The organism is Clostridium sp. AWRP (assembly GCF_004006395.2).
Classification (GTDB): Bacteria; Bacillota; Clostridia; order Clostridiales; family Clostridiaceae; genus Clostridium_B.
On record NZ_CP029758.2, the window covers coordinates 1,998,290 to 2,024,471 of the forward strand.

Sequence of the window (26,182 nt, forward strand, 5' to 3'; positions counted from 1 at the left end):
AGGATAAAAATGGGAGCTATAAAGCAAAAAACTGAAACTTTAAAAAAGCATATTACAAAAGAAGAAAAAGAGCTTAGGACTAAGCAAGAGGAAATTTTAAGCCAACTTCCCAATGACAAAATAAAGCCTCCAACTTGGCTAAGTAAGAGAAGTAAAAAAATTTTTAAAGAAATAGTAAGTGAACTTAATGTCACACAAATATTAGCAAATTTAGATGTACACGATCTTTCAGTTCTTTCAGGTGCATTTGACAAATACATTGAAGCTACTATTGCACTAAACACTGGGACACTTACTGTAATGGAAACAAACAAAAATGGCAGCACTAAAGAAGTCCCCAGTCCATATATACGGATACAAAATGGATATGCTGATATTATAAAAAAATATTCTACAGAATTTGGATTAACCCCAGCAAGCAGACAGAGGCTTATACAAATAAATACTGAAGTCAAAGATGACAGAGAAAAAGAATTTGAAAAAGAATTTGGTGATATCTAATGGCGTTAACGTTAGAGGATAACATTAAAAGTTCTACTTGTTTTACGGGAACTTTAAAAGAACAGCTAATTGAATACTGTAATAGAATTTTAAATAATAAAATAGTTGCATGTACAAAGCATAAATGGGCGTGTAAAAGATTCTTAAATGATTTATCTAAAGAAAATACACAGGGATTTCCTTATGCATTTGATGAAAATCAGGGACAGAGAGCTATTGATTGGCTGCAGGAATTTAAACATAGTAAAGGTGAGTTAGCGGGAACCAAAATAGAAGCTCACATATTTGTTAAATTTGTGCTTGGTAATGTATATGGTTGGATAAATGTTAATACTGGATATAGAAGATTTGAAAGAATGTATGAACAGGTAGGGAGAAAGAATGCTAAGTCACAGACGTTAGCATCTATTGCAACTTATGAATTATGTGCTTATGGAGTTGCTGGAAGTGAAGTTTATTGCTTGGCACCAGTTTCAAAACAAGCAAAGGCTGTGTTTAATGAAGCTTGCAACATGATAAGAGGTCACAGGATATTAAGAAGAAAATTAAAAATCAGGGAGTCTACAAATGAAATAATTCATAGAAAAAGTAACAGTGTAATGACTTTATTTACTAAAGATGATTTGAAAAAAGGTGACTCTTATAATCCTCAACTAGCTGTAATAGATGAATACCATTTATTTGATACAAGCGAACCAGTTGATACAATGGAAAGTGGTATGGGTGCAAGGTATAATCCTTTAATTGCAATTATAACAACAGCAGGAAGAAAAGTATTTTGTCCTTGTAAAGAAGAATATGATTACTGCTCAAAAGTTATTAATCCATATATTAATTTAAATGATGATAAATACTTTATTATAATTTGTGAAGTTGGAGCAAAAGAAGATCCTTTTGATATTATGAATGTCATTAAGGCAAATCCTGTTGTTAGTACATATGAGACAGGATTAAATAAATTAAAAGAAAAAATGAACACAGCCAAAGAAAGAGAAGATAAGAGGCTCGAGTTTTTTACAAAGCAGTGCAATATATGGGTAAATCAAAAGAGTAAAAAGGCCTATATGAATATGCAAAAATGGGATGAATGTAGAATAACACAAAGTAATGTAGACATTTTGGAAGGATTAGAGAGTATTGTTACAGTAGATGATTCTGATAAAATCAAATTTGATTTAAGAGGCTTAAAATGTGTTGTTGGAATAGATAAGTCAGACAAAATTGACCTTACGAGTACTACATTTGAATTCGATTTAGGTAATGACAAGGTTTTGGTTTTAAATCATTGTTTTATTCCAGAGGATACTCTGGAGGCTAAAAAGAAGACCGATAAGGTTCCATACGATTTGTGGTGTAAACAAGGGTATATAACTAAAATACCAGGAGCTAAAATCAAAAATGAATATATAGTTGATTATATTTTAGATCAGAAGAAAAAATATGACTTTGATATAGATTCCATTGCGTATGATCCATGGCATTGTGATGATATAGCAAGAGAATTTGAAAGTTTAGGCATTTTAGTAATAGAAATACCTCAAACATATGCTTCATTATCAGAACCTACAAAGGATTTTAGAGCTAAAGTATATGCAAAAGAAGTTCTGCATAACGGCAATCCAGTTCTCACTTACTGTATGAGTAATGCGTTAGAAGATCCTGATAGAAAAGAAAATATAAAATTGTATAAAGAAAAAGATAGCAGTGAAAGAATAGATGCAGCAGTGTCAACAACAATATCACATGTAAGAATGGTAGCATTACTTGATAATTCTACAGGAGATACATTCTATAGTCCAGACATATAGGAAGAGGTGGTGGAAGGTTGGGAATATTAAGTACTATTAAGAATTTTTTTATAAGAGCACAGAGCAGTATTGTATTAGATCCTTTTTCAAACTTTAAATTTTGGAATACAAATATTGCAAACAATGAAACTATATTTGCTGTAGTCACAAGGCTAAGTAATTCAATGGCCAGTTTGCCTCTTAAGCTCTATCAAAATTATAATGTGGTAAATGCTTATGAAAATGATATTGCAGAGCTTATTGAAAGCCCTAATTCCTTTATGACGCAGTTTAAATTTATAAGGAAGATGGAAACTCTAAAAAATATGACGGGTAATGCTTATGCCTTAATTGAATATGATATGTTTATGACTCCAATAGCATTACACATTTTAAATCCGGATTTAGTTGAACCAGTAATTGAAAAAGATACTAATGAACTTTGGTACAGGGTAATTGATTCAGATGGTTCAATATATATTCATAACAGTAACATAATACACATACATCATATAACTGGAGTTGTAGGCGAAAAAGGCATAAATCCACTTGATATACTTAAAAATACAGTGGATTATGACAGAGAAATTAAAGAATTTAGCTTAAATCAACTTCAGAATGGATTAAAAGCTAATGTCGTTATAAAATTGGCATCCAAATTAAATAAAGATGCTATGGATGATTATACTGAAATGTTAAAAAGATTTCAGAAAAACGGCATATTGTTTCTGGACAATGGTAAAGACTTTAAGGAATTAAGTGGATTCAATTTTATAGATCCTAAGGTTTTTGATGTTGAAAAAATAACTGTTGAGAGGGTAGCAAGAGTATATAATATGCCATTAAGTAAATTAAACAGTGAAAAAAGCAGCTATAATAGTTCTGAACAGGCTGATTTGGAGTATATAAAAGATACAATGTTGCCTAATACACGAATGTGGGAACAGGAAACAAATAGAAAATTGCTTACACATCAACAAAGGAAAAATGGATTTTCCCTTAAATTCAATCTGAATGGTTTGGCCAGAGCAGATATGAATACAAGGGGAAATTTTTATTTTAAAGGGATAAGGAGCGCGTGGTTTACACCCAATGAAGTAAGATCATTGGAAGATATGCCACCAAAGCCAGGAGGGGATAAATTGTATGTATCAAAAGACTTAATTTCTTTAGATTTGTTAAATGCACCACAAGTAGATGTAGATGGAGGTGAAAATAATGTCCAAAATACTGGAGTTTAAGAGTAAAGATAAATTTGGTAAAGAAAAAGTTAATGGAAAAATGGAAATTAAAAATCAAACTGATACTGCTGCAGATTTATATTTTTATGGTGACATAGTTTCTACTACATATGATCCTGATGATTGGTGGAGTAGTGGAAGTCCAGAAGATAAAGCTCCACAGGATGTTGCTGATTTTCTTAATGAAATTGATGGCATGACAGATGTAAATATTCATGTAAATAGTGGCGGAGGTGATGTTTTTGCAGGTGTAGCAATATATAACATATTAAAAAATAATAGTGCAAATAAGACAACTTATGTTGAAGGCCTAGCAGCAAGTGCAGCAAGCATAATAGCATTAGCAGGAGATAAAATAGTAATTCCATCAAGTGCACAACTTATGATACACAATCCTTGGACACATGCAGGAGGAAATGCCAATGATCTCAGAAATGTAGCGGATATGCTTGATCAGATAAGTAAATCACTTGTAAATATTTATATGGAAAATGCTAAAGATGGCATAAAAGCTGATGATATAAAACAAATGATGGATGATGAAAAATGGTTTACAGGTGATGAGGCTGCAGAAGTATTTAATATTGAGGTTGATACAACTGAACCAGTTGCAGCAAGTATAAAAAGTGAATTTTTTAGTAAATACAAAAATACGCCTAAAAATTTACTTAATATTACACCTAAAAATAATACAAAACATCCTGTTGTTAAGGATGCAGAAATTGAAAGCCTAATAGAAAGAGTTAATAATACATTAAAATATTCAAATTTAGAGGAGGAATAATATATGAAAATGAATAGATATCAGCTTGAACAAACACTTGATGGTGTAGGTCAGGATTTAAAAGCAAGTAATGAAAAACTAGTAAAGATGTATGCTGATTCAAAAACTACTATAGACGCTAGAAATGAACAGAAAAATAATGTAAAAGACTTGGAAGAAAGATTTAATGGATTAAAAGCTCAAATTGATGATTTAGATAAACAGGCAAAAGAAAAACTTAAAACTAAAAACAACTTAGATGGTGATGACGATCCAAAAGCTAAAATTATTAAAGCAAAAGCATCATTAGTAAGAGCTGTAATGGCACATAAACCAGTATCAGATGATGTAAAGAATGCACTTGGAGGGGTTAGAGCTTCTTTGGGTGATGGTACATCTCTTGGAGATGGAGGAAAATTACTCCCAACTACTATGACTACTGAATTATTGACTGAACCTATGGCAAAGAATCCATTGAGAGGTATTTCAACATTTACTAATATAACCAACCTTGAAGTACCTAAAATAATTTTTACTCTAAGTGATGATGATTTTGTTCAAGATGGTGCTACAGCAAAAGAATTAGAAGCAAGTGCAGATACAATTGTATTCGCAAGAAATAAGTTCAAAGTATTCTGTGATATAAGTGAAACTATACTTAATGGTACCGCAACTAACTTAGTAGAAACCGTAAATAATGCATTAGAAAGTGGACTTGCTAAGAAAGAAAAGAAAGTAGCATTTGAAGCTGCAGCTCCTACTGATATGAGTTTTTATAAGAAAGATGCTGGTAGCAAATATTTAATAAAAGAAGTTCAAAAAGATACTTTATTTAAAGCAGTTAAAGCTGCATTAGCTGATTTGGAAGATGATTATTCTGATAATGCAAAGATAGTTATGCGAAAATCAGACTATTTTGATATGATTGATACTTTAGCTAATAACAATTCTACTTTATATACAGCACAGCCAGAGCAGATTTTGGGAGCACCAGTTATATTTTGTGATTTAGCAACAATACCAGTTGTAGGCGATTTTGGATATTCTCATTTTAACTATGACTTAAATATGCTTTATGACCAGGATAAAAATGTTAAAACAGGCATGGAAAGTTTTGTATTGACAGCATGGATTGACCACAAAATAAAAATGTATTCTGCATTTAGACTTGCAACAGTAAAAACTGTTACTCCCTAGTGCACCCTCTGCAACAGAGGGAACAACAGATACAACAAAATATACACAAGATCAACTTGAAGCTATGACAGTTGACCAATTAACTACTATTGCAAAAAATAAAGGCATGACAGGCTATTCTAGTTTGAATAAAGCTGATTTGATAAGTGCAATATTAGCTAAAGAGGGTGTATAGTATGAATTTATCAGAAGTAAAAGAGTGGCTAAAGGTAGATTATGAGGATGAAGACAATACTTTATCCTCTTTACTTTCTGCAAGTGAAATGATAATTAAGCAGGCCACTGGAGTTGAGCTTTCAGATGTACAAGGTGATGAAAAGGCATTAGCGTTGTATGATCTGATACAAAAAATTATAGTAACTAATTTTAATGAAAATAGGGGGGAAGGAATTAAAGATAATATTGGACTAACAAGCTTATATATGCAGTTAGAAGCATATAAATTGTCAAATTCAACTACAGATAGCGTTGATACAGGGTAAACTATTAAAATAAAACTAACTTTTAAAAGAAATGAGAGGTAAATTTGAGTGATAATAAATTAGACCCGGGGAAGTTAGACAAAAGGATTGAAGTTTGGCAGATGCGTAAAGAAGAAAATGAAATTTGTGAGGAAGATTATGGCCCGCAATATTTAAAAAAAATTTGGTCAAGTATAATCCCCCAAACTGGGAAATTGCAAAAACAAACTAATCCTGATACAGTAACTGCAGATACAACTCACAAAATAATTGTGAGATATGGATCAGGGAAGAACATAACGGATGATATGTGGCTTATGTATTTTGAAAATAAAGCTGATAGTGATATATATGCTAAAGATCAAAATGCTAAAGTTGGCCATAGATTTGATATAAATTATATCTTAGATCCATACTTTGCTCATAAGACGCTTGAAATATTTTGTACTGAAAAAATAGAGTAGGTGGTGATATTTTGGAAGATGGATTTGAAGGCTTAAGTGGCTTGGATGATTTAACAAAGGATTTTCTTAGTTTAGCACAAGAAGAGCTTCCTAAAGAATCTAAAAAGTTTATAAAAAAGAATGCAAATCAATTAAAGACGGCAACTAAAAATAAATCAAAAGAATTAGGTATACTTGAGGAAACTGGTAATTACTATAAATCATTTAAAAGTGGAAAAGTCTATAAATATGATGGTTCTTTAGCCTGCAGAGCAATGAACAACAGCCCTCATGCTCATTTACTGGAAAATGGTCATATGCAAACTGACAAAGCAGGGAATACTGTAGGAAAAGGATTTGTCCCAGGATTCCACGCCTTTGAAAAAGAATACAGTGAATTTTTAAATAAATACTATGATAATTGCGAACAATTCATTGATGATATGTTGAAAAACAAAGGATTATAAAAAATGGTTACTATAAAAGACATAGTAAAGGCTATAAATTTAAAAATAAAAGATAAATTCCCTGATATACCAATACAAAGTACAGATATAAAAGAAGGCTTTAAAAGACCTTCTTTTTATGTAAATAAAGATGATAATAAATCCAACAGATATAACCAAGATATTAAAGAAAGTAAAACATCCATAAGGATTTACTATTTTCCTACAAGTGCATATAAGAACAGGATTGAACTTTTAAATATGGAAAATGATTTAACTGATTTATTCCTTGATGGTGTGCTAGTTAGTACGGATGATGGTGAATATCTGATGGAAATTTTAGAAGATGATATAGATTCTGTGGTTACAGATGGAGTATTACAAGTGCATTTTTACTTATATTTACTTCAGGACTTTTCAGAGGAAGATGCTGAAGTTATGGAAGAATTGGAAATGGATGAATTAGAAAATAATTAAGAGAAAGGATGTTTTAAATGTCTTTGAATTTACCAAACATAGATGTTATTTTCTCAAAATTGGCTTCTACGTTAGAAGGTAGAAGCCAAAAAGAAAATGTAATCCTAATTATAAAGGATGATACTGACAAAACTTTTAGCACAAAAGTATATACAGATGCTACAGTTGCGGCAAAGGACTCAGCCTTATATACTCCAGCAAATTTAATGTATATAACAGATGCTTTTATTGGAGAACCAGCAAAAGTAACAGTAATTAGGATTGATGCAACAGGTGGCAAAATTGCAGATGCATTAACTATAGCTGGAACTTTAGAAAGGGGATGGATAGGTACTCCAAGTGAAGTACAGGCAGACCAGGATGCAATTACTTCTTTCATAAAAGACCAAGTTGCAAAGAAGAGATATTATTTTGGAATTGTATTTAATTCAACTGTACCACCAAATTTTAAGTTTGTTACGAACATAGATAATCCCAAAGTAACTTTTAAAGGAAGCAGAGGAGAACAAACTTCAAATGAAGCTATTCCAACACTTTTAGGATATTTTGCAGGTAATGCAATAACTAGAAGTGCCACAAATTTAGTAATAGAAAATTTAGTGAGTGTACAGGAAAATACAGACGTTAATGCGGATATAAATAATGGAAAAATGCCTCTTATAAATGACAATGATGACGGTGAAAATAAAGTAAGAATAGGACTAGCAATTAATTCTTTAACAGATGATGATGCTATAGAAGATGAAAAATTTATAGAGATAGTGGAAGCTGAAGCGTTAATTGCAACAGATGTAAGAAATACTTTTAAAAATGATTGGCAGGGAAAAGTCAAAAACACTCCAGATCATCAAGTATTATTTGTTAGTGCAGTAAACGGCTTTTATAAGGAACTTACTAAAGAAGAAAATGGTGGTATATTGGATGAAAATTTTGACAATGCATCATATATAGATACAGATGTACAAAAAAAAGCACTAGTTGCTGCTGGTGTTAGCGGTGCAAGTTCTTTTACAGATGCTCAGGTAAAACAAACTGTTATTGGCAGAAAAGTATTTTTAAAGTCAAATATAAAGATACTGTTTGCTATGACAGATTTGACATTAAACAACATGTTAAATTAGGGAGGAGATGGTCAATATGGCTAACAAAGGTACTGACTATTTAGTTGGAACCAATATGACTGTTTATATGAATAATGTAAAAATTACAGAAATAGCTTCTTGTGAATTGAAAGTTACAGGTAAATTTGATGATGTAAATCAAGCAGGAGAATTTGGGACAACCTACGTTTATTTAGGATATGAGTGCAGCGGGACACTTAAACTAAATAAAATGAGAAGTGTTGGTGCAAGTATTGTTGGGGAAGCTTATTTGACAGGAGAGATGCCTCAATTAAAAGTAAGTGGAGCTGTGACTAATAAAGTTACAAAACAAACAGGTCGAATGGAATTCTATGATGTAGTTGTGACAGAATTTGGCCTAAATTCTGAAGTTAAAAAACTTATAACTGAAGAAATACCTATTAAAGCTGGTAGTTTTAAAGTTCTAGATAAAATTAATCCAATAACTGTTTAGGGGGAGATATTATGGCAGGTAAAAAAACATTAAAGAAATTAACTTTGAAAGATCTTTTAAATAAGGAACTTATAAAAAAAGCAACAACAGCAAAATTCAAAGATATAGAAATTAAAAGTTTAGGTGGAACTGTAACTTTTAAAAGGCCAAGCCAAGATCAAATTACAGAGGTTATAGATGTGATGGATATTAATACTAATGGTGACCAGAGTGTAAAGATGGGTAAAATCATTCCGGCAATGAGACAATTAATTTATGATTGCTGCCCTATAATGCATGAAAATGATATTCTTGAAGCATATGGATGTACTGATGATCCTGAAGCAATTGTTGAAACATGGATTCCTGATATGAATGAGGTAGATGACATAGCAAACCAATTAATAGGAAAACAAAATTTAAAGTCAAGTGAGGTGGAAGGTAAAGTAAAAAACGAATAAAAAAGGACAAGTGGTGGCATACACTTGCCTTTTATGCTGTTAGAGATCCACAAAGTATTAATTATCTATTAAATTGTAGCTATTTTGAAAGGGTATTTTATATGTGTGCAGTAGATAACTACTGGAAAAGTAAAGCTAACTTCGTAAGTGCAATGTTTAGCACAAGAGAAGATGAAGATAATTAGTTTTATTTATTTTTTTTGAAAAAAGTTTTGATGAAGACATACTTTTGTATGTCTAATTAAAACTTTTTTTCTTTATTAAAAATAAAAGGCAGGTGAGCACATGGCAAGTAGGGTAATAGCTACAATTTTAAGTTTAAAAGATAATTTTTCAAAAACCATACAAGGAACAACAGAAAATACAAAGGCTTTCCAGCGTCAGATACAACATACTCAAAATGATATTGCAAAGTTTAGAAATAATATTGGAGAAAGTTTTGGAACTATAAAGACTAAAGTTGCTGGAGCTTTGGCAGGATTAGGATTTGCTGAGGTTGCAAAGAAATCTGTTGAATTTGCTTCTAACTTAGTTGAAGTTCAAAATGTAGTAGATCAAACTTTTGGAAAAGGTGCATCACAAATAGATGCATGGTCTAAGACAGCTTTAAACGCGTATGGATTAAATCAACTCCAAGCTAAACAATTTACTGGATACTTAGGGGCAATGATGAAATCTAGTGGTATAGCTGGAGATTCACTTACAAAAATGAGTGAAGACTTAGTAGGGCTATCAGGAGACATGGCCAGTTTTGATAATTTAGATCCAGAGATAGCTTTTGAAAAAATTAGATCAGGTATAAGTGGAGAGACTGAACCACTTAAAGAAATTGGCATAAACATGGATGTTGCAAATTTAAAGGCCTATGCATTATCACAAGGTATAACAAAAAGCTACGAAAGCATGAGTCAGGCTAAACAGGTAACATTAAGATATAACTATTTAATGTCTGTTACAGCCGATAAGCATGGTGATTTTGCTAAGACTCAGCAAACATTTGCTAATCAAATGAGAATTGCAAAAGCTAACGTTGAACAAATGGGAGCAAGTATTGCAACTAACTTTTTGCCTTTTTTAAATAAAATGTTACTAACATTTAATAATGGTGGATTGAAGTCAATTGGGACTATATTTAGTGGTATAGGTAATACAATAGTCAGTATTGCTAATAATGCTAAAGTTCCACTTCAAAGCCTTATGAATAGTTTTGGCAATTTAGGGCAAGCAAGTGGAATAAAAAATTTATTTTCTGGCATAGATAGCAAACCTCTTGAAACATTAAAATGGACTATAAATAGTGTCATATATGGGTTAAGAGATTTAGTAAACTTTGTTTCACAACATGCTGCAGCCACAAAAACTATTTTAGCTGGATTAGGTGGAGCTTTAATTGCTACTAAATTTGTACAAGAAGGTGTAAAGATTCAAGGAACTATAAAGGATATAAAAAAAGGAGTTGAAGGACTACAAGGTTTAAGTAAAGCAGGAAAACTACTTTCGTCAATATTTAGTGTACCTGTCAATGCAGTACCTTTTATAATAGCGATAACTGTAATTGCATCAATAGCCTATATAGTAATAAAAAATTGGACTCCTTTAAAAAATTTCTTCACAGGAATTTGGAGCAGTATTACACAAGGAGCTAGCAACTTTTCTAATGGTGTAAAAAACGTAATTTCAGATGTTGGCAATACAATAAAGAGTATATTTTCAGGTATTGGAAGTTTTTTTAGTGGCTTATGGAGTGGAATAACAAATACTGCTGTAAGTGTATGGAATGGAATAAAAACAACTGCAAGTACAATTTGGAATGGAATTAAATCAGTATTTTCAACTGTGGTTACTTCTATAGTTACATTCGTCAATACTAAGTTTTCATCTCAAATTCAAGCTATTACAATTATTTTTAATTCTATAAGAAACATATTCTCAAGTATATGGAATGGCATTAAAACTATAGTTCTTGGTGTTGTTTTAGTTATCATGGATATAATTAGTGGTAAGTTTGGAAGCGTAAGGACTGATATTTCTAAAATATTGAAAAGCCTAGGCAATGACATTCGCAATATAGGAAACAATATTAGATTAATTATAATCACTGTAATAAATGCTATACGAACAACAGCAATACAGTTATTTACTGGGATGGTAAATGGCATAAAATCAATCTGGAATGGTATTAGAAATTTTTTCTCCAGTTTATGGCTTAACCTAAAATTAGGAGCTATAAATGGATGGAATGCTTTTAGAAATGGGATATCAGGCATAGTATCAGGTGTGGTAAGCTGGATAATAAATACATGGAATTCAATTATTAATTGGTTTGCTACATTACCATCTAGGTTATATCAATCTGGTGTTTCTATGTTTACAAGTTTGAAAAATGGTATATCTAATACAATTGTAAATATAGGTTCTTGGATATCTCAAAAATTTCAAGGTTTTGTTTCTTTCTTTACAAGTTTACCATCCAAGGCATCAACTTGGGCACATGACATGATACAAGGATTTTTACAAGGTATTAATGATAAAATAGATGCAGTAAAAAAAGGAGCTTCAAACATAGCAGATAAAATAAGAAGCATATTGCATTTTAGTACACCAGATGAAGGCCCTTTAAAGCCATACGCTCAATGGATGCCTGATTTTATTAATGGAATGAATGAAGGTGTCATTAATACCACTCCAAACATTGTAAAAGGTGTAACAGATATGGCAACTAATATTACAACACCTATAAATAATTTTGTTGCACTAAATAATACCTTGGGGATTAATGCTATACAGCAATTAAGTGCAGGTATATCTAGTCAAACAAGTAACGTAGTTGCTACAGCACAAAGTTTAGCTTCCAGTGTACTGCAAGGTGTTAAAGATATTTTTGGCATACGTTCTCCAAGTAGGAAAATGTTTCAAGTAGGTATACATTTTATGCAAGGATTTATTAACTCACTTAAAAGTAGCGGCATAGGAGATGTAATAAAGAAAATATTTGGGGATATTGCATCTTTGGCAAATGGAACTCTAGGCGGAGCCTTAGGCAATATAATTGAAAATTTTATCGATACTGGCAATCTTTCTGGGTTAGGCAAAATGCTCCAAGGGATAATGCAAAATGGATTAGGTTTTCTTAGTGGTGGAGGAAATGTAGCAGAATGGATAAGTGCTGCAATTGCTCTAACTGGTGTATCCTCAGATTGGGCGGAGCCATTGGCTGAGATTATCCAGCATGAATCTGGCGGAGATCCGAATTCTATAAATCTTTGGGACTCAAACGCAGCGGCAGGCCATCCTTCAAAAGGGCTCATGCAACTTATTGATGAAAATATGTCTGATTATCACCTGCCAGGATTGACTGATATTTATAATCCTATTGCAAACATTGCTGCAGGTATAAAACTAATTCAACATGATTATGGATCTGTATACAATGTACCTGGTGTAAGGGCATTGGCTGAGGGTAGACCATATGTTGGGTATGCAAATGGAACACAAAGCTCAAAAGAAGGAAAAGCAGAGGTTGGAGAATATGAAGCTGAAATAGTTACAGGCCGTAAGGTAGTTGATCTACGAGGTGGAAGTAAAGTATATAAAGGGAGTGATACTAAAAAAATATTAGGAAGCAGGGGAGATATAAAAGTATATGTAATAGTAAAAGGTAATGTAATAGGTAATGAGGAATTCATGGAACAATGTGGAGAATATGTTGGAAATAAAGTATTAGCAGTAATTGATAATCAATAAGGTGGCTTTTATTAATAGCCTCCTTTTTATTTTACAAAAAAGAAGGTGATATATTGTTTGAAATTTATTTTAGTACTTTGGATAGAAGTGAGGTATACAAGTTACCAGTACTTCCAGAAAACATGCCAGAATTAGCTAAAACAGCAAAGAACGAAGAGTTTGAGAGCTATGATAATGGATTTTATAATATCTTAGGCAATGTTAGTTTGATAACTTTCCCTCTTGAGGGATTTCTTCCTGAATATCCTGGTAAATATCCATGGGCTCAAAGTCAGATTAATCCATACCTTTTGATTAATTTATGGAGTCAAGCTATGATTTCAAAAAAGCCTATAAGGTGCATTATGAATAGAGGTATTAATAAAAACAATATAAGTCCTGAAATTTTAAACTGGATGGTTTCTGTTGAAAGCTTGAGTCAACATCCACGAAGGAATAAAGACATTCTATATAAAGTGGAATTTAAAGAGTATAGATGCCCAATAAAAATAGATATAACTCCTGCAAAAAATGCTTTAAATTCTGCTATAAGTTCTGCCATAAATGGTATAAGGGGAATATTAAAATAATGTGGTATTTATATACAAATTATATTATTGGGTATAACGGTAATGGAAATTTTGTGGATATATTATCATATATAAATAATATTCAGTGGACAAACGATCAGGATACTATATCTGTGCAACTTACTTTTGATTCTATACTGGATTTAGCTGAAGGAAGAAGCCATATAGTCTTAAAAAAAGATACCAAAGTAGTATTTCAAGGATATATAACTAAGAAGATTAATAAGGACAAAACAGGTGCTTATACAGCTATGGATTATGCCTATTTATTAAACCGAAATGATGTTGAGCCTATACAATTTAATTGTGATGCCAAAACTGCTATATATCAACTTTTGACCAAATATAATATTGGTGGTGCTTGCATACCTTTGGCAACAAAAATATCAAAATTATATAAAGGAAAAACCGTAAATGAAATAATAGAGGATATTTTAAAACAGTGTTCAGGAGAAACAGGTGACGATATAATAAAAGAAATGCGAGGAAATGTCCTATGGATTGATAAATTAAGCAATTTAAAAATAGATTGTAAATATAAAATATCTAATGACTTTGAAATAAGTAGAAGCCTTGAAAGTATGGTTAATAAGGTAATAGTAACAAGCAATGAGGAAAGTGACGGATCTATTATGGCAACAGCAAAAGATGATAGCAATATAAATATTTTTGGTTTATATACTAAGAGTTTAAGTATTGAAAAGGCCAATAGTGCACAGTCACAAAATTTAGCAGATCAATATTTAAATAATTATGATGCAACAAACAGAGAAGTAACATTAAATTTAACTGATATAGAAGGTTGCGAAGATATTAGGGCTAAACGAAGTATACCTGTAGATATATCTAAATATGGTGTAAATGGTTATTTTAAAGTGAAGTCAGCTCAACATAATTTAAGTAATAATACCCATAAAATACAGGTTACAATTGATTTTTCTAATGCAAGTTTTGAAGAACCTGCATTACTTCAACAGTTAAGTCAATCAGGTTCATCATCCTCTAGTAGTAATAGTACAAGTAGTGACAGCAGTAAACAAGATCAGATAATAAGCTATGCAAAACAATTTTTAGGTGTGCCTTATGTTTGGGGCGGGAAAACTCCAAGTGGTTTTGATTGTAGTGGCTTTGTAAGCTATGTATTTGCACATTTTGGGATAAGCCTTACTCCTTATACTTATACAATGTTTGGAGAAGGAACACAAGTCAGCTTGGATAATATACAACCATGTGATCTTGTGTTCTTTTTTAATAAAGGACATGTTGCAATATACATTGGAAACAATCAATTTATTGAGGCACCACACACAGGTGCAAATGTTAGAATAACAACATTAAGTGATTACTATAGAGGTGAATGTAGTGGTGTAGTTCGTGTAACTTGATCCAGGAGGTTTTGTATGGGAGCTAGATGGGATGTAAAATTAGCAAATGAGTTTAAAAAAAGAAATAATGAAATCTACACAGGTGTTGTAGTAGGTACTGTAACAAGTATTAATCCACTTACTATTTCCATACTTAATGGAGCTGGTCTATTTAGTGGAGATAATTTATATATATGCAAAAATGCGACAGAATACAAGATGAATGTAACTGTTAGTGTAACAACGGATAGAGGTAATTATACAGGAACCGGAACTGCTACTCACGAAGGGCTAAAAGAAAAGGATAGAGTAGCAGTTATAGCTACAGAAGATGGAGGAAAATTATTTGTTATAGATAAGTTATAATAATCAGACTAGGAGGTTTTTTAATGGCTGAAGATATGTTTCCGTTTTTACCTGGTCTACAACAACAAATAGATAATATAGTAAATAAAACACCTACTGAAGTAAAAAAACTTGGCAGGTGTTTTAAAGTTGACTTAAAAACTAATCAATTTGTCGTACAAGATGGGAAGCTAGTAGAACTTACTGAGCTTGAAGCTGTTGAACAGTGGATAGCTCTAATTGTAAAAGCTTATAAAGATAAATATCGTGTCTACAAAGGCACTGAATTTTATTGTAATATAGAAGATTTAAAAGGACAAAAATTAAATATTTTTATTATTGCAGAACTGCAAAGGGAAATAGGTGAATCTCTTGTTAAACATAGATATATATCTAAAGTTGATGACTTCGTTATTACTCAAGTTAAGGACAAGATAGATATTAAATGTAAGGTAACTTTAAAAGATGCTACTATACTTGATGCAGAAAGTGAGGTGTAATAGTTGTTTGAGAATAAAACAGAAGATAATATTCAAAAAGATTTGTTAAATAATATTTCAGATGATTATGAAAAAAGTGCAGGATACCCTATTTATGACTTAACAAAAGCTTACTCAATAGAAGAAGCTGAGTCTTATAAGAACTTAAAAAAAGTTTTAGACAAATTAGATGTAAATAATTTAAGTGACAGCGAACTTGAGAAATTTATATATCAGCGTACAGGAATAACAAGAAAACCTGGTGGTTATGCTCATACAGATTTAACTGTAAATGGAACCACAACAGTAAGTGAAGGAGCTATATTTCAAACTCCTGCAGGTATTCAATTTGTTTGTACAAAGCAAACTACAATAACTAATTCTGGAACTATACCTATACAAGCTCTGCAGATTGGATCTGGCAGCAATGTACCATCAAACGCTATTACACAGATGCCGGTAACAATTAAAGGCATTATATTTATAACAAATTTACAAACTATAACAAATGGATATGATGAAGAAAATGACGACAGCTTAAGGCAAAGATACTTTGAAAGATTAAGGACACCAGCAACATCTGGAAACAAATATCAATACAAAAACTGGTGCAAAGATGTCACAGGAGTTGGAGATGCAAAGATAATTCCCCTTTGGAATGGCAATGGTACTGTAAAAGCTATAATAATGAATTCAAATAAAAGGGCAGCAGATAATGAATTAATTCAAAAGGTTAAAGATTATATAGATCCTGATGATGGAAAAGGAGAAGGGCAGGCACCCATAGGTGCAACTTTAACTGTTGTATCTGCAGTAGAAAAGGTAATAGATGCATCTGCTAAAATAGTTTTGGCAGGAGGATACACACTGCAGCAGGTACAAGATGGTTTTACTACTTTAGTTCAGAATTATTTAAATGATATAGTATTTAACAGCACTTATATTTCTTATGCTAAAATAGGAAATTTATTGTTTAGTACTCCAGGGGTATTGGATTATGACAGCAGTAGTTTGATTTTGAATAATGGGACTATTAATGTACCATTAGCAAATGAAGAAATACCAGTATCAGGTTCCATAAATTTGGGGGTGTGATATGTCATATCCTAATAATATTGATAAATTCACTTCCAAATTAAATAAGCTTGATGAAAATACTTACGTTATAGAAGAAGTAGTAAATTTAGCAGATGGAGTTTATGAAGCTGAACTGCAACATGATAATATTTCTTTATCTTCATTAAGCGTCTATACAGGTTCCAAATTAACAGGGAATAAAATAGATACTTATACACTCTCGACACCTTCAATTACTCCATGGAAAAAGATAATTAAAATATATTCAAACATAACGCCGTTATATATTACTTATGAAACCACAGGTGATACTGTGGAAGCAGATGATATAAATAGAGTTCAAGATAGTATTACAAATACTCAAACAGCTTTAAATGCAGAAAAATCAAGAGCAACAGGAGCTGAGAGCGATTTAATTACAAATTTAAATAATGAAATTGATCGTGCTTCTGAGTCAGAAACTACACTTAAAAATAACCTCAATTCAGAAATAACAAGGGCAAAAGATTCTGAGAGTGCTTTAACTGTAAATTTAAATAATGAAGCTAGTCGTGCTTCGAGTGCTGAAAACACTTTAATAAATAATCTTAATTCAGAGGTAACAAGAGCAAAGGCTGTTGAAAATACTTTAACTAATACTGTTAGTAGCAATAAACCTAACTGGGATGATAAATATACTAAAAATGAAATTGACAATAAAATAAGTGCGGTAGTAACTAGTTTAGATTATAAAGAGCATGTGGCAACTTATGATGATTTAGCAACCACTTACCCTAACCCTGAAGATGGGTGGACAGTAAGTGTTGACACTGACAATATAACATATAAGTATAATGGGAGCTCATGGATTCCTATTTCTGCGAACTCAATTCCACTTGTATCTTCTACAACAGATGGCAAAATGTCCAAACAGGATAAGATAGACCATGACGATATGAACAGTAAAAAGCACACTCATTCAAATAAGGGCATTTTGGATATAATTACACAGACTTTAATTGATAATTGGAATGCTGCTTACAATCACATATCAGATACTGTAAAACATATAACTGCTGCTGAACGAAACTTATGGAATACAGTTAGTAATAAGGTAGATAAAGTCACCGGAAAGGATCTATCTACAAATGATTTTAGCAATGATTATAAAACAAAATTGGATGGTATAAGCACAGGAGCGAATAAGACAAATTCATCTACTACAAATGGGAATATACAAGTAGATGGGAAAGATACTATAGTATATATTCATCCTGGTAGTGGTACTAATCCTCATGGTACAACTAAATCGGATGTAGGACTTTCTAATGTTACGGATGACGCTCAGGTAAAACGTACTGAAATGGGTGTTACTGGTGGAGTTGCAACATTAGATACTAATGGTATTAATGCACAAGCTCCAAAAGTCCATGTACATGTTAAATCAGATATAACAGATTTTCCTTTAAGTATGCCTGCTAACGGAGGCAATGCAGATACAATTGATAATTTACATGGCTCTCAGTTTGTTAGAAATGATATACCAAGTGTAATAAATATTATTCCAGATGGTGTTGGAAAGATATTAGAACTTAGAGACAATGCTGCAAGTGGCTCAAATGAGAGTTTTGGTGGGTTACGTGTAACTTCTGCTCCTGGAACAGACTATGTAATAGGAAAGCACACTAAAAATAATAATACTTATTTTGAAATTAGAACTCATACAGGAACCATTTTATTTACCATAGATCCTGTTGATGGAGCTATCTACAAAGGCACATCACAAAAACTCGTAACATCCGAGGAATTGAGTAATGCAGGATATGGGGATATGCTTAAAAGTATCTATGATACTAATAACAATGGCAAAGTTGATAAATCTGAGTATGCGGATTCAGCAGGAAATTCAAATACAGTAGATGGAAAACATGCTGCTGATTTTGTGCCAAATGTAACAGATATAAGTACTACAGATTTAAACGATCTTTTGACAACTGGTTTTTATCAAGGATGTACTGTAACTAATGCACCCTCAAATGGATGGTATTATTTTGTTGTTATAAAATATCAAGGTACTGGTTGGTGTGTACAATATGCTACAGGCTTTGGATCTGGAAGTACTAATAATGCTCCCAATAATATTTATATGAGAGTTATGCGGGGCGGTAGTTGGGATGGATGGACTAAAGTTTTAACAAATAAAACTGGCACTACATGGAATGACCTAAAGGGGGTGTAATAGATGTATGGTGATAATTTATATGGCAGTATTAAATATGCAGAAAATACAATAAATGAGGAAGAAATTAAACCGTATATTCCTGATCTAATGCAGCATTTACCTCCATGGTACCGCAATACTGAGATGATGAACCAAATTGAAAATAGTGCAGCTAGGGAAATGGGACTGGTTAGGTATAATCAACAAGATTTGCTTAACCAATTTTTTATAGATACTGCTACATGGGGGTTAAGTATTATATGGGAGCCACCTTTAGGGATTGCAACAGATTTAAATAAAACATATGAAGATAGAAGGGCAGTTATAAAAGCAAAACTAAGAGGATCTGGGACAACTACCGTTGCTATGATAAAAAATACTGCAGAAGCTTTCTCAGGTGGGGAATGTGATGTAATTCAGTATCCGGAGAACTATAGCTTTACACTACAATTTATTGGAATTAAGGGTATCCCTAAAAATATGGAAGCTTTTAAACATATGTTGGAGGATATAAAGCCAGCTCACTTAGGCTATGACATCAAATATACTTATACTGTTTGGAACTTCTTAAAAGATAAAAATCTTACAGTTGACCAAGCTAAATCCAATACATGGGACAGCCTAAAAGTTTATAACGGATAGGAGGATGATATATAAATGAAAACAACAGCAAATTATGCTTTAAGAGAGCCAGAGGGAACAGATGTAGTAAATATAGATGATCTAAATTATAACGCAGAGGTTATTGATTCTAAATTAAAAGCAGTTGAAACTAAGGTTGGGAGTATAACAGTTCCTATTACATCTGTAAATAATAAAACAGGTGCCGTTACTTTATCTGCAAGCGATATAAAAGCAGCAGATGGAACAACTTTAGAAGTTGTAAAGGCAGATCTTGGTTCACATTTGGCAGATAATATGGCTCATGGTATTGGAGATAAGACTAAGCTTAATACCACTGCAAAGGATACTATAGTGGCCGCAATTAACGAGGTTTTTCAATTTGGCACTAGCGTAAAATCTAGTACGATTAGTGCCGTAAACAGCAAAGGACAAGGTCTTAGTACCACAGCTACATGGAATCAAATTATAGCTGCTATAAATTCTATAGCAAGAGGACAAGGAAATGCAGTAGAAAGTCAGGTATTAAGTGGAGCAGATTTTAGTAATTCAGATGGGAAGTTAAGACATGGATCTATGCCTAATAATGGAGTCGTAAGTGGAACTATTACAAATCAAGGACAATCTATAAGTATCCCAGAAGGTTATACAAAAGGTGGAAGCATTATAGCTAAATTTGCTAATTTAATTGCTAGTAACGTAAAAAAAAATGTAGATATAGGTGGCATTATTGGTTCATTAGATATAGAAAGCTTGGGAGGCAGACAATGGACAAGTGGAAATATTTCTTCTCAAGATACAGGTTCTCATCGTGCACAAATTTATCTGCCTGGGGTATCTTTTAAGCCAAAAATAATTCTTATTTCAGGAAGGTCCATATCAACATATAAAATTTATAATTTTGCTATATATGATGCAGATAATATTGTTTTAGTTTCAGGAAATAATTGGATTAGTGCGCAATATGAATTAGATTCAAATCTTGCCAATAGTGGTACTCTTACTAGTTCTAATAATTTTGCTACTATGGGAGGAAGCATTTCTGACTCTCAAATTATTATGCCTATACAGAATAGTAGATATAATGGATCTATGAATTGGTATGATATAAAATATGGAATTATAGGTTAGGAGGCTTTATATAAATGCAGCAGATAGGAAGAAAAATATATTATGATAAAAATACAGGAAATGTATTACTGGATACAGGAGAAATGCAAGGATCTGATGGTGCTTTAAGAGAAACTACAATAAATGAAGATTTTCAGTCATATAAAGTTTTATCGCAGAGAAATAAGGATAGTGTAGGAGTAATGCAATTGGAATATGGGCAATTAAATGATAAATTTAGCACGTGCACAGGATATAGTATAGATATAGATAAGAATCCTATAGATGCAAGTGCTATTATTTTTACCTTTATAACTCTTGAGGCTTCACTTCAGGAAGTTAAACAGGCTAAAATAAATGAATTAAGCCAAGATTGCCAGAATAAAATAGTAGGAGGATTTACTTCTACGGCTTATCAAAATATAAGTAAAGTCTATGATAGTACTTTAGAAGACCAGTCAAATATAACAGGAAACGCCCTTAGTGCCGTATCAAAAGTGGCAGGAGTACAAGAGTGCCAGAAGGATAAATTTTATTACCATGATCATGGAGAAGATTTTGCAGAATGGACAGCAAGTGAGTGCTTGCAATTAGCGAGAGATTTTAAAAGTTTTAAGGAGCAACAATTAATAAAAAATAAGCAACTACAAGTATATGTTAATAATCTTACAAGTGTAGAGGAGGTGCAGAAAGTAACATGGGATACAGTAATTCCAACAACTTAAAAAATCAAATATATAAAGACTTGATTTTAATAGTTACAATGGGAGCTATATATATGGTACTAGAAGGTTTATGGCGTGGATGGACACATATATCCATGTTAGTAGTTGGTGGTTTGAGTGCTTTTTTTATAGGGAGATTGAATGAACATCCCCAATTTTATGATAAGAAAATGTGGCAGGAGTGTTTGATAGGTACTATCATAGCTTTAATATTAGAATTTACAAGTGGCATGATTTTAAATGTGTGGCTAGATTTAGACATATGGGACTATTCTAATGAGCCTTTTAACTTATATGGACAGATATGTTTGCCTTATGCTGTGCTGTGGTTTTTTCTAGTACCGTTTGCTATATATGTTGATGATTATTTAAGATATAAGTTATTTGAAGAAAAGAAGCCAGCAGGTTTATTAAAAAATTATAAGGATTTATTTACAGGTAATTAAAGATTAAAAATAGCTTTTTTATTTTTGTACACTTATTTAATGTTGTTTCATATTATGTAAAGATGAACATTAATTAGTTCGTCAGTATGAAAAACAGAGGTATATAAGATGATAAAAAGAAGTTATAAACTAAAGCCGGATAAACAAGATATGAGAGATAGAATTTACTATGCTTCTACTATAGAGAAAGTTTCACATCTTCCTAAAGTCATAGACCTTAGAAAATATATGTCACCAATAGTGGACCAAGGAGAGCTGGGAAGTTGTACAGCTAATGCTATTGTTTCAGGATTACGTGAGTATCTTGAAAATGTATCGAATCAGCCATATAAACGACTTAGTCGTTTATATTTATATTGGTGGGAAAGGTTTATAGAGAATACTGTAAATGAGGATAGTGGAGCTTATATTAGGGATGGAATGAAAGTGCTTAAACAGCTTGGGTGTTCTTTTGAAACTGATTATCCTTATGATGTTAGTAGATTTACAGATGAACCGAATCCGAGGGCTGTATTAAATGGAGTGTCATATACAATTAAGGAATATAACCGTGTAAAAGATTTAAACACTTTAAAAATTGCTTTAACTGAAGGATTACCAGTAGTTATAGGAATAAAAGTATATTCAAGTTTTGAATCAGATGATGTTGCAAATACCGGAATAGTTCCAATGCCAGATATAACTAAAGAACAGTTATTAGGTGGACACGCAGTATTAGTAGTAGGATATAATGATAATAATCATCAAGTTATTATGCGTAATTCTTGGGGAGAAGATTGGGGAGATAAAGGATATTTCTATCTTCCTTATCAGTACTTTACTGATCCTAATAATTATGTTACAGATATGTGGACAGGAAAGTAATTTTTTATTGAAATAATCTAAGAGTTTTGGAGAAATCCAAAGCTCTTTTTTAATACAAATTTTTAAGGAGGGAGTATATGAGTGAATGTTATGATGCTAAATTATGCACAGAAAAGCATAAACAAGTGGACGAGACTTTTGATCTGCATGAGAGAAGATTAAATGATCATGCTGATAGGCTTAAAAAGTTAGAAGGAAGGGGAGAGCGGGTAGATGAAAAGTTAGGAGATTTGTGTGACAGACTTAATAATTTAATAAGTACCTTAAAATGGGGTATGGGCATATTAGGAGCTTCATTCTTGGGGCTCTTTATTTATTTACTAGAATTACATTTAAAATAAGAAGGGAAATGATGTTATGAAAGGCATTGATATTTTTAGTGGAAACAATATACAGAGCTTTCAACAAATTAAAAGTTCAGGTGTAGAAGTAGTTTATATTAAAGCAACAGAGGGTAGGACGTATACAGATAAAACATTTTATGATTTCTATAAGCAAGCAAAGGCTTTAGGGTTAAAGGTTGGATTCTATCATTACTTAAGAGGAAATGATCCAGTGATAGAAGCACAGCATTTTTTAAGTGTAGTTTCTAATATGCCAGTAGATTGTGTTTATGCAATAGATACAGAGGATGATAGTATTAGAAATAGTTCAGCTAACCAAAGAGTTAGACAATTTGCTGATCATTTAAAAAGTCGGGGGAAGGCTGCAGGATTATATACTTATGATAGTTTCTATGAGGAATGTCTAAATAAAAATATTATAGGCGACTTGCCTTTATGGGTTGCACATTATGGAGTATCTGAGCCTAATGTAAAACCATATGCAGGGTTTCAATATTCGGAAACTGGAAGGGTACCAGGTATAAGTGGAAATGTAGATCTGAATATTTTTAATGATGGTATTTTGTTAGATACTACAATTGTGCCAAGGACTCCTGTTTTAAAAGAACAGATACAAGCCTTGGAGTATTGGCTAAACGTAGATTATAATGCACATATCTTAGATGATGGATTGATACGTCACCATGAGTTAGATCCTAATTTAGAAGCTGTAGGTAAAATTATTACCAAGGGGCATAAAAGCCATCTTGTACAATGGATTCAACAAAAATTAGAAGGGTATGGATACTTAAAGAAAGGTTCTTATATTGATATGTTATATGATGAGCCTACTTTCCAAGCGGTCACGAATATGCAGAAGAATTGGCAGAGAGAAACAAGTGGCAAAATTTTAGTTTCAAATAGAACATGGGAAATATTTTTAAATAATTAATATAAAATGGAGGAATGTATAGATGAATAGTATAAATATTTTAATAGCAATTGGTGGAGTTGTAGTTTTAGGAGCTACGCTTCTTTTATTTCCTAATTTAAAGAAAAAAGGTATAGATGTTGATGGTGTTATAGACAAAGTTGCAAATGAAGCAGAAGCAATAATTTCGGTAGGAAAAGAGGTACTTCTTCCAGCTAACCCAGTTATAAATGTATTAGACTTAATAGATAAGTGGGCTAAGATTGCCGCAGGTAACTCTCAACAGCTTTCTCATGCAGGTGTCATTTCAAAAGATGCAAGGTCTCAGGTTGCCGAGAATGTAGTGCTTAATGTATGTCAGGAAGCCAAAATTCCAGTTGATGAAAATAAGAAAGCTCTTATTGATGCAGCAATAAAAAATGCAGTGAATGATTTTGGACATGAACCTACAACAGAGGCACAGAAGCAAGAACAGATTATCAAGTTAACTCAGGAAAATGCAGATTTAAAGCAAAAACTTGAAGCTATACAAAATACAGTAGCTTCTACACAGAATACGTCAACTATAACGCCTGTACAAAATATAAATACGGATGAAGGTAATTTATAAAATGTAGTTCAGCAATTTGAATAATATTTCTAAATAAAAAAATTATTTCTACAAAATTTTGTAGAAATAATTTTTTATAATCTAACTTTTTATATTAAAATGGGGAATGGGTATGGATTTGTGTAAAAACCAAATCTATACCCATTATTTTTGTATAATGGAATGGAAGATTTGGAACAATATTCTTAAATAAATTAGGAGGAGTTTCAAATGAAAGAAATTGAAGTACCAGATATCGATTATAAGGAAGAAGTTAAAAAATGCAAAACTATGGAGGACGTAGTTGGCAGAAATGGTTTGCTGCAGAGACTTTTAAAGGATGTTATACAAAATATGCTTGAGGCAGAAATGGAAGAACTGCTTGGCAGAGAAAAATATCAAAGAAGTGAGGATTCAGAAAATAAAAATTATAGAAATGGATACTCAAAGAAAAGTATTAGGAGCAGTGTTGGTGATGTAAATCTTGATATACCAAGAGATAGAAAAGCTGACTTTGAACCTAAAGTTGTAAAAAAATATGAAACTGTATGCAATGAACTGGATAAGAAAATTATAGGATTATACGCAAGAGGTATGTCTACAAGAGACATTCAGTCAGAACTGGAAGAATTATATGGCATCGATGTATCGCCAACAATGATATCAAAAATAACTGATAAAGTTATGGATTCAGCTGCACAATGGCAGAATAGGGCACTGGATGACGTGTATCCTATTGTTTATATGGATGCAATACATTTTAAGGTTAGGGAAGAAAATAAAATAGTCACAAAAGCTGCCTATATATGTATGGCCCTTGATATGAAAGGATATAAAGATATTTTGGGCATATGGATTGGTGAAGCCGAAGGAGCAAAATTCTGGCTGTCAGTTTGCAATGATTTAAGAAATAGAGGAGTAAAAGAAATACTGATTGCCTGTATGGATGGACTAAAAGGGCTTCCAGATGCAATAAAATCCGTATTTCCGGATGTTAGTATTCAAAATTGTATAATACACCAAATAAGAAATTCTATTAAGTATATAGCTTCCAAAGATAAAAAGGAATTTATGAAAGATTTAAAATGCGTATATAAAGCACCTACTGAAGATTCTGCAATTAACGGCCTGGATAATCTAAAGAAAAAATGGGATCAGAAGTATAGTATAGTAATTGAATCCTGGTATAATAACTGGGATAAGTTATCAACATATTTTAATTACTCACCGGAAATCAGGAAAATTATTTATACTACAAACGCATTAGAGGGTTTCAACCGACAGCTTAGAAAGTTTACGAAGATAAGAACAGTATTTCCAAATGATGAAGCACTTAGAAAATCTCTTTACCTAGCTACTGAGAAAGTCATGGAAAAATGGACTTCTCCATCCCAAAATTGGGGAATGACATTGGCACAATTAACTATTGTGTTTAATGATAAACTAGGCGAAGAGATACTCTAA

29 protein-coding genes are annotated in these 26,182 nt (G+C 32.1%); all 29 read left to right on the forward strand.

Annotation, left to right across the window (positions count from 1 at the left end):
* The first annotated feature begins 9 nt into the window (after positions 1-9).
* The 29 genes from DMR38_RS09350 to DMR38_RS09490 all read left to right on the forward strand — a co-directional run bounded on the left by DMR38_RS09350 (position 10) and on the right by DMR38_RS09490 (position 26,182).
* Positions 10-501 (forward strand): phage terminase small subunit P27 family, encoded by a 492-nt coding sequence (locus tag DMR38_RS09350; RefSeq protein ID WP_127721018.1) that lies wholly within the window; start codon positions 10-12, stop codon positions 499-501.
* A complete protein-coding gene (locus tag DMR38_RS09355) occupies positions 501-2,309 on the forward strand; it encodes a terminase TerL endonuclease subunit (RefSeq protein WP_127721019.1) in 1,809 nt (602 codons plus the stop codon). Before DMR38_RS09350 ends, DMR38_RS09355 begins: the two co-directional genes overlap by 1 nt.
* A 17-nt stretch (positions 2,310-2,326) precedes the next feature.
* Positions 2,327-3,529, forward strand: a complete 1,203-nt coding sequence (locus DMR38_RS09360) for a phage portal protein (RefSeq protein ID WP_127721020.1) — start codon at positions 2,327-2,329, stop codon at positions 3,527-3,529.
* Complete coding sequence (locus DMR38_RS09365; protein WP_127721021.1) at positions 3,507-4,313, forward strand: head maturation protease, ClpP-related; 807 nt, start codon at positions 3,507-3,509, stop codon at positions 4,311-4,313. Before DMR38_RS09360 ends, DMR38_RS09365 begins: the two co-directional genes overlap by 23 nt.
* Positions 4,314-4,322: 9 nt before the next feature.
* On the forward strand, positions 4,323-5,489 hold the full coding sequence (locus DMR38_RS09370) for a phage major capsid protein (RefSeq protein ID WP_127723986.1): 1,167 nt from the start codon (positions 4,323-4,325) through the stop codon (positions 5,487-5,489).
* 64 nt (positions 5,490-5,553) lie between these two features.
* A complete protein-coding gene (locus tag DMR38_RS09375) occupies positions 5,554-5,664 on the forward strand; it encodes a Rho termination factor N-terminal domain-containing protein (RefSeq protein WP_127721022.1) in 111 nt (36 codons plus the stop codon).
* Between the two features lies 1 nt (position 5,665).
* Complete coding sequence (locus DMR38_RS09380; protein ID WP_127721023.1) at positions 5,666-5,971, forward strand: head-tail connector protein; 306 nt, start codon at positions 5,666-5,668, stop codon at positions 5,969-5,971.
* 44 nt (positions 5,972-6,015) lie between these two features.
* Positions 6,016-6,414: a head-tail adaptor protein gene (locus tag DMR38_RS09385; protein ID WP_243124524.1), complete on the forward strand. Its 399-nt coding sequence runs from the start codon at positions 6,016-6,018 to the stop codon at positions 6,412-6,414.
* An 11-nt stretch (positions 6,415-6,425) separates the two neighbouring features.
* Positions 6,426-6,860 carry an HK97 gp10 family phage protein gene (locus DMR38_RS09390; RefSeq protein WP_243124525.1) on the forward strand — a complete coding sequence of 145 codons (435 nt, stop codon included), beginning with the start codon at positions 6,426-6,428 and terminating at the stop codon, positions 6,858-6,860.
* A gap of 3 nt (positions 6,861-6,863) precedes the next feature.
* Entirely contained in the window at positions 6,864-7,316 is a 453-nt protein-coding gene (locus DMR38_RS09395; RefSeq protein ID WP_127721024.1) for a DUF6838 family protein, read from the forward strand.
* Positions 7,317-7,333: 17 nt separating this feature from the next.
* Positions 7,334-8,437, forward strand: coding sequence for a phage tail sheath C-terminal domain-containing protein (locus DMR38_RS09400; protein WP_127721025.1), 1,104 nt, complete (start codon positions 7,334-7,336; stop codon positions 8,435-8,437).
* A gap of 16 nt (positions 8,438-8,453) precedes the next feature.
* Positions 8,454-8,891 (forward strand): phage tail tube protein, encoded by a 438-nt coding sequence (locus DMR38_RS09405; RefSeq protein ID WP_175412963.1) that lies wholly within the window; start codon positions 8,454-8,456, stop codon positions 8,889-8,891.
* Positions 8,892-8,902: 11 nt separating this feature from the next.
* The gene (locus DMR38_RS09410) at positions 8,903-9,331 is read left to right on the forward strand and encodes a hypothetical protein (protein WP_127721027.1); all 429 of its coding nucleotides are present in this window, start codon (positions 8,903-8,905) and stop codon (positions 9,329-9,331) included.
* 285 nt (positions 9,332-9,616) lie between these two features.
* Positions 9,617-13,075: a transglycosylase SLT domain-containing protein gene (locus tag DMR38_RS09415; protein WP_127721028.1), complete on the forward strand. Its 3,459-nt coding sequence runs from the start codon at positions 9,617-9,619 to the stop codon at positions 13,073-13,075.
* Positions 13,076-13,128: 53 nt separating this feature from the next.
* Positions 13,129-13,644: a hypothetical protein gene (locus tag DMR38_RS09420; RefSeq protein WP_243124528.1), complete on the forward strand. Its 516-nt coding sequence runs from the start codon at positions 13,129-13,131 to the stop codon at positions 13,642-13,644.
* Positions 13,644-15,029 carry a C40 family peptidase gene (locus DMR38_RS09425; RefSeq protein ID WP_207670782.1) on the forward strand — a complete coding sequence of 462 codons (1,386 nt, stop codon included), beginning with the start codon at positions 13,644-13,646 and terminating at the stop codon, positions 15,027-15,029. The genes DMR38_RS09420 and DMR38_RS09425 overlap by 1 nt, the downstream gene beginning before the upstream one ends.
* Before the next feature lie 15 nt (positions 15,030-15,044).
* Positions 15,045-15,374 (forward strand): DUF2577 domain-containing protein, encoded by a 330-nt coding sequence (locus DMR38_RS09430; RefSeq protein WP_127721030.1) that lies wholly within the window; start codon positions 15,045-15,047, stop codon positions 15,372-15,374.
* 23 nt (positions 15,375-15,397) lie between these two features.
* The gene (locus tag DMR38_RS09435) at positions 15,398-15,853 is read left to right on the forward strand and encodes a DUF2634 domain-containing protein (protein WP_127721031.1); all 456 of its coding nucleotides are present in this window, start codon (positions 15,398-15,400) and stop codon (positions 15,851-15,853) included.
* A gap of 3 nt (positions 15,854-15,856) precedes the next feature.
* Complete coding sequence (locus DMR38_RS09440) at positions 15,857-16,927, forward strand: baseplate J/gp47 family protein (RefSeq protein WP_127721032.1); 1,071 nt, start codon at positions 15,857-15,859, stop codon at positions 16,925-16,927.
* A gap of 1 nt (position 16,928) precedes the next feature.
* Positions 16,929-19,127, forward strand: coding sequence for a pyocin knob domain-containing protein (locus DMR38_RS09445; RefSeq protein WP_127721033.1), 2,199 nt, complete (start codon positions 16,929-16,931; stop codon positions 19,125-19,127).
* Positions 19,128-19,130: 3 nt separating this feature from the next.
* A complete protein-coding gene (locus tag DMR38_RS09450; protein ID WP_127721034.1) occupies positions 19,131-19,751 on the forward strand; it encodes a YmfQ family protein in 621 nt (206 codons plus the stop codon).
* A gap of 15 nt (positions 19,752-19,766) precedes the next feature.
* Positions 19,767-20,861, forward strand: a complete 1,095-nt coding sequence (locus DMR38_RS09455) for a hypothetical protein (protein WP_127721035.1) — start codon at positions 19,767-19,769, stop codon at positions 20,859-20,861.
* Positions 20,862-20,875: 14 nt separating this feature from the next.
* Positions 20,876-21,565, forward strand: a complete 690-nt coding sequence (locus DMR38_RS22275) for a hypothetical protein (RefSeq protein ID WP_243124530.1) — start codon at positions 20,876-20,878, stop codon at positions 21,563-21,565.
* Positions 21,538-22,011, forward strand: coding sequence for a hypothetical protein (locus DMR38_RS09465; RefSeq protein WP_127721036.1), 474 nt, complete (start codon positions 21,538-21,540; stop codon positions 22,009-22,011). Before DMR38_RS22275 ends, DMR38_RS09465 begins: the two co-directional genes overlap by 28 nt.
* A gap of 108 nt (positions 22,012-22,119) precedes the next feature.
* Positions 22,120-22,875 (forward strand): C1 family peptidase, encoded by a 756-nt coding sequence (locus DMR38_RS09470; protein WP_127721037.1) that lies wholly within the window; start codon positions 22,120-22,122, stop codon positions 22,873-22,875.
* 77 nt (positions 22,876-22,952) lie between these two features.
* On the forward strand, positions 22,953-23,216 hold the full coding sequence (locus DMR38_RS09475; protein WP_127721038.1) for a hemolysin XhlA family protein: 264 nt from the start codon (positions 22,953-22,955) through the stop codon (positions 23,214-23,216).
* A gap of 16 nt (positions 23,217-23,232) precedes the next feature.
* Positions 23,233-24,150, forward strand: coding sequence for a GH25 family lysozyme (locus DMR38_RS09480; protein WP_127721039.1), 918 nt, complete (start codon positions 23,233-23,235; stop codon positions 24,148-24,150).
* A gap of 22 nt (positions 24,151-24,172) precedes the next feature.
* Positions 24,173-24,739: a hypothetical protein gene (locus tag DMR38_RS09485; protein ID WP_175412965.1), complete on the forward strand. Its 567-nt coding sequence runs from the start codon at positions 24,173-24,175 to the stop codon at positions 24,737-24,739.
* A 210-nt stretch (positions 24,740-24,949) separates the two neighbouring features.
* Entirely contained in the window at positions 24,950-26,182 is a 1,233-nt protein-coding gene (locus DMR38_RS09490) for an IS256 family transposase (RefSeq protein WP_127721009.1), read from the forward strand.

What these genes read in the sequence shown, in the direction of transcription:
- DMR38_RS09350 (WP_127721018.1), top strand. Translation starts at nt 10, where the DNA reads ATGGGAGCTATAAAGCAAAAAACTGAAACTTTAAAAAAGCATATTACA.
- DMR38_RS09355 (WP_127721019.1), top strand. Translation starts at nt 501, where the DNA reads ATGGCGTTAACGTTAGAGGATAACATTAAAAGTTCTACTTGTTTTACG.
- DMR38_RS09365 (WP_127721021.1), top strand. Translation starts at nt 3,507, where the DNA reads ATGTCCAAAATACTGGAGTTTAAGAGTAAAGATAAATTTGGTAAAGAA.
- DMR38_RS09370 (WP_127723986.1), top strand. Translation starts at nt 4,323, where the DNA reads ATGAATAGATATCAGCTTGAACAAACACTTGATGGTGTAGGTCAGGAT.
- DMR38_RS09375 (WP_127721022.1), top strand. Translation starts at nt 5,554, where the DNA reads ATGACAGTTGACCAATTAACTACTATTGCAAAAAATAAAGGCATGACA.
- DMR38_RS09380 (WP_127721023.1), top strand. Translation starts at nt 5,666, where the DNA reads ATGAATTTATCAGAAGTAAAAGAGTGGCTAAAGGTAGATTATGAGGAT.
- DMR38_RS09395 (WP_127721024.1), top strand. Translation starts at nt 6,864, where the DNA reads ATGGTTACTATAAAAGACATAGTAAAGGCTATAAATTTAAAAATAAAA.
- DMR38_RS09400 (WP_127721025.1), top strand. Translation starts at nt 7,334, where the DNA reads ATGTCTTTGAATTTACCAAACATAGATGTTATTTTCTCAAAATTGGCT.
- DMR38_RS09405 (WP_175412963.1), top strand. Translation starts at nt 8,454, where the DNA reads ATGGCTAACAAAGGTACTGACTATTTAGTTGGAACCAATATGACTGTT.
- DMR38_RS09410 (WP_127721027.1), top strand. Translation starts at nt 8,903, where the DNA reads ATGGCAGGTAAAAAAACATTAAAGAAATTAACTTTGAAAGATCTTTTA.
- DMR38_RS09415 (WP_127721028.1), top strand. Translation starts at nt 9,617, where the DNA reads ATGGCAAGTAGGGTAATAGCTACAATTTTAAGTTTAAAAGATAATTTT.
- DMR38_RS09425 (WP_207670782.1), top strand. Translation starts at nt 13,644, where the DNA reads ATGTGGTATTTATATACAAATTATATTATTGGGTATAACGGTAATGGA.
- DMR38_RS09430 (WP_127721030.1), top strand. Translation starts at nt 15,045, where the DNA reads ATGGGAGCTAGATGGGATGTAAAATTAGCAAATGAGTTTAAAAAAAGA.
- DMR38_RS09435 (WP_127721031.1), top strand. Translation starts at nt 15,398, where the DNA reads ATGGCTGAAGATATGTTTCCGTTTTTACCTGGTCTACAACAACAAATA.
- DMR38_RS09445 (WP_127721033.1), top strand. Translation starts at nt 16,929, where the DNA reads ATGTCATATCCTAATAATATTGATAAATTCACTTCCAAATTAAATAAG.
- DMR38_RS09450 (WP_127721034.1), top strand. Translation starts at nt 19,131, where the DNA reads ATGTATGGTGATAATTTATATGGCAGTATTAAATATGCAGAAAATACA.
- DMR38_RS09455 (WP_127721035.1), top strand. Translation starts at nt 19,767, where the DNA reads ATGAAAACAACAGCAAATTATGCTTTAAGAGAGCCAGAGGGAACAGAT.
- DMR38_RS22275 (WP_243124530.1), top strand. Translation starts at nt 20,876, where the DNA reads ATGCAGCAGATAGGAAGAAAAATATATTATGATAAAAATACAGGAAAT.
- DMR38_RS09465 (WP_127721036.1), top strand. Translation starts at nt 21,538, where the DNA reads ATGGGATACAGTAATTCCAACAACTTAAAAAATCAAATATATAAAGAC.
- DMR38_RS09470 (WP_127721037.1), top strand. Translation starts at nt 22,120, where the DNA reads ATGATAAAAAGAAGTTATAAACTAAAGCCGGATAAACAAGATATGAGA.
- DMR38_RS09475 (WP_127721038.1), top strand. Translation starts at nt 22,953, where the DNA reads ATGAGTGAATGTTATGATGCTAAATTATGCACAGAAAAGCATAAACAA.
- DMR38_RS09480 (WP_127721039.1), top strand. Translation starts at nt 23,233, where the DNA reads ATGAAAGGCATTGATATTTTTAGTGGAAACAATATACAGAGCTTTCAA.
- DMR38_RS09485 (WP_175412965.1), top strand. Translation starts at nt 24,173, where the DNA reads ATGAATAGTATAAATATTTTAATAGCAATTGGTGGAGTTGTAGTTTTA.
- DMR38_RS09490 (WP_127721009.1), top strand. Translation starts at nt 24,950, where the DNA reads ATGAAAGAAATTGAAGTACCAGATATCGATTATAAGGAAGAAGTTAAA.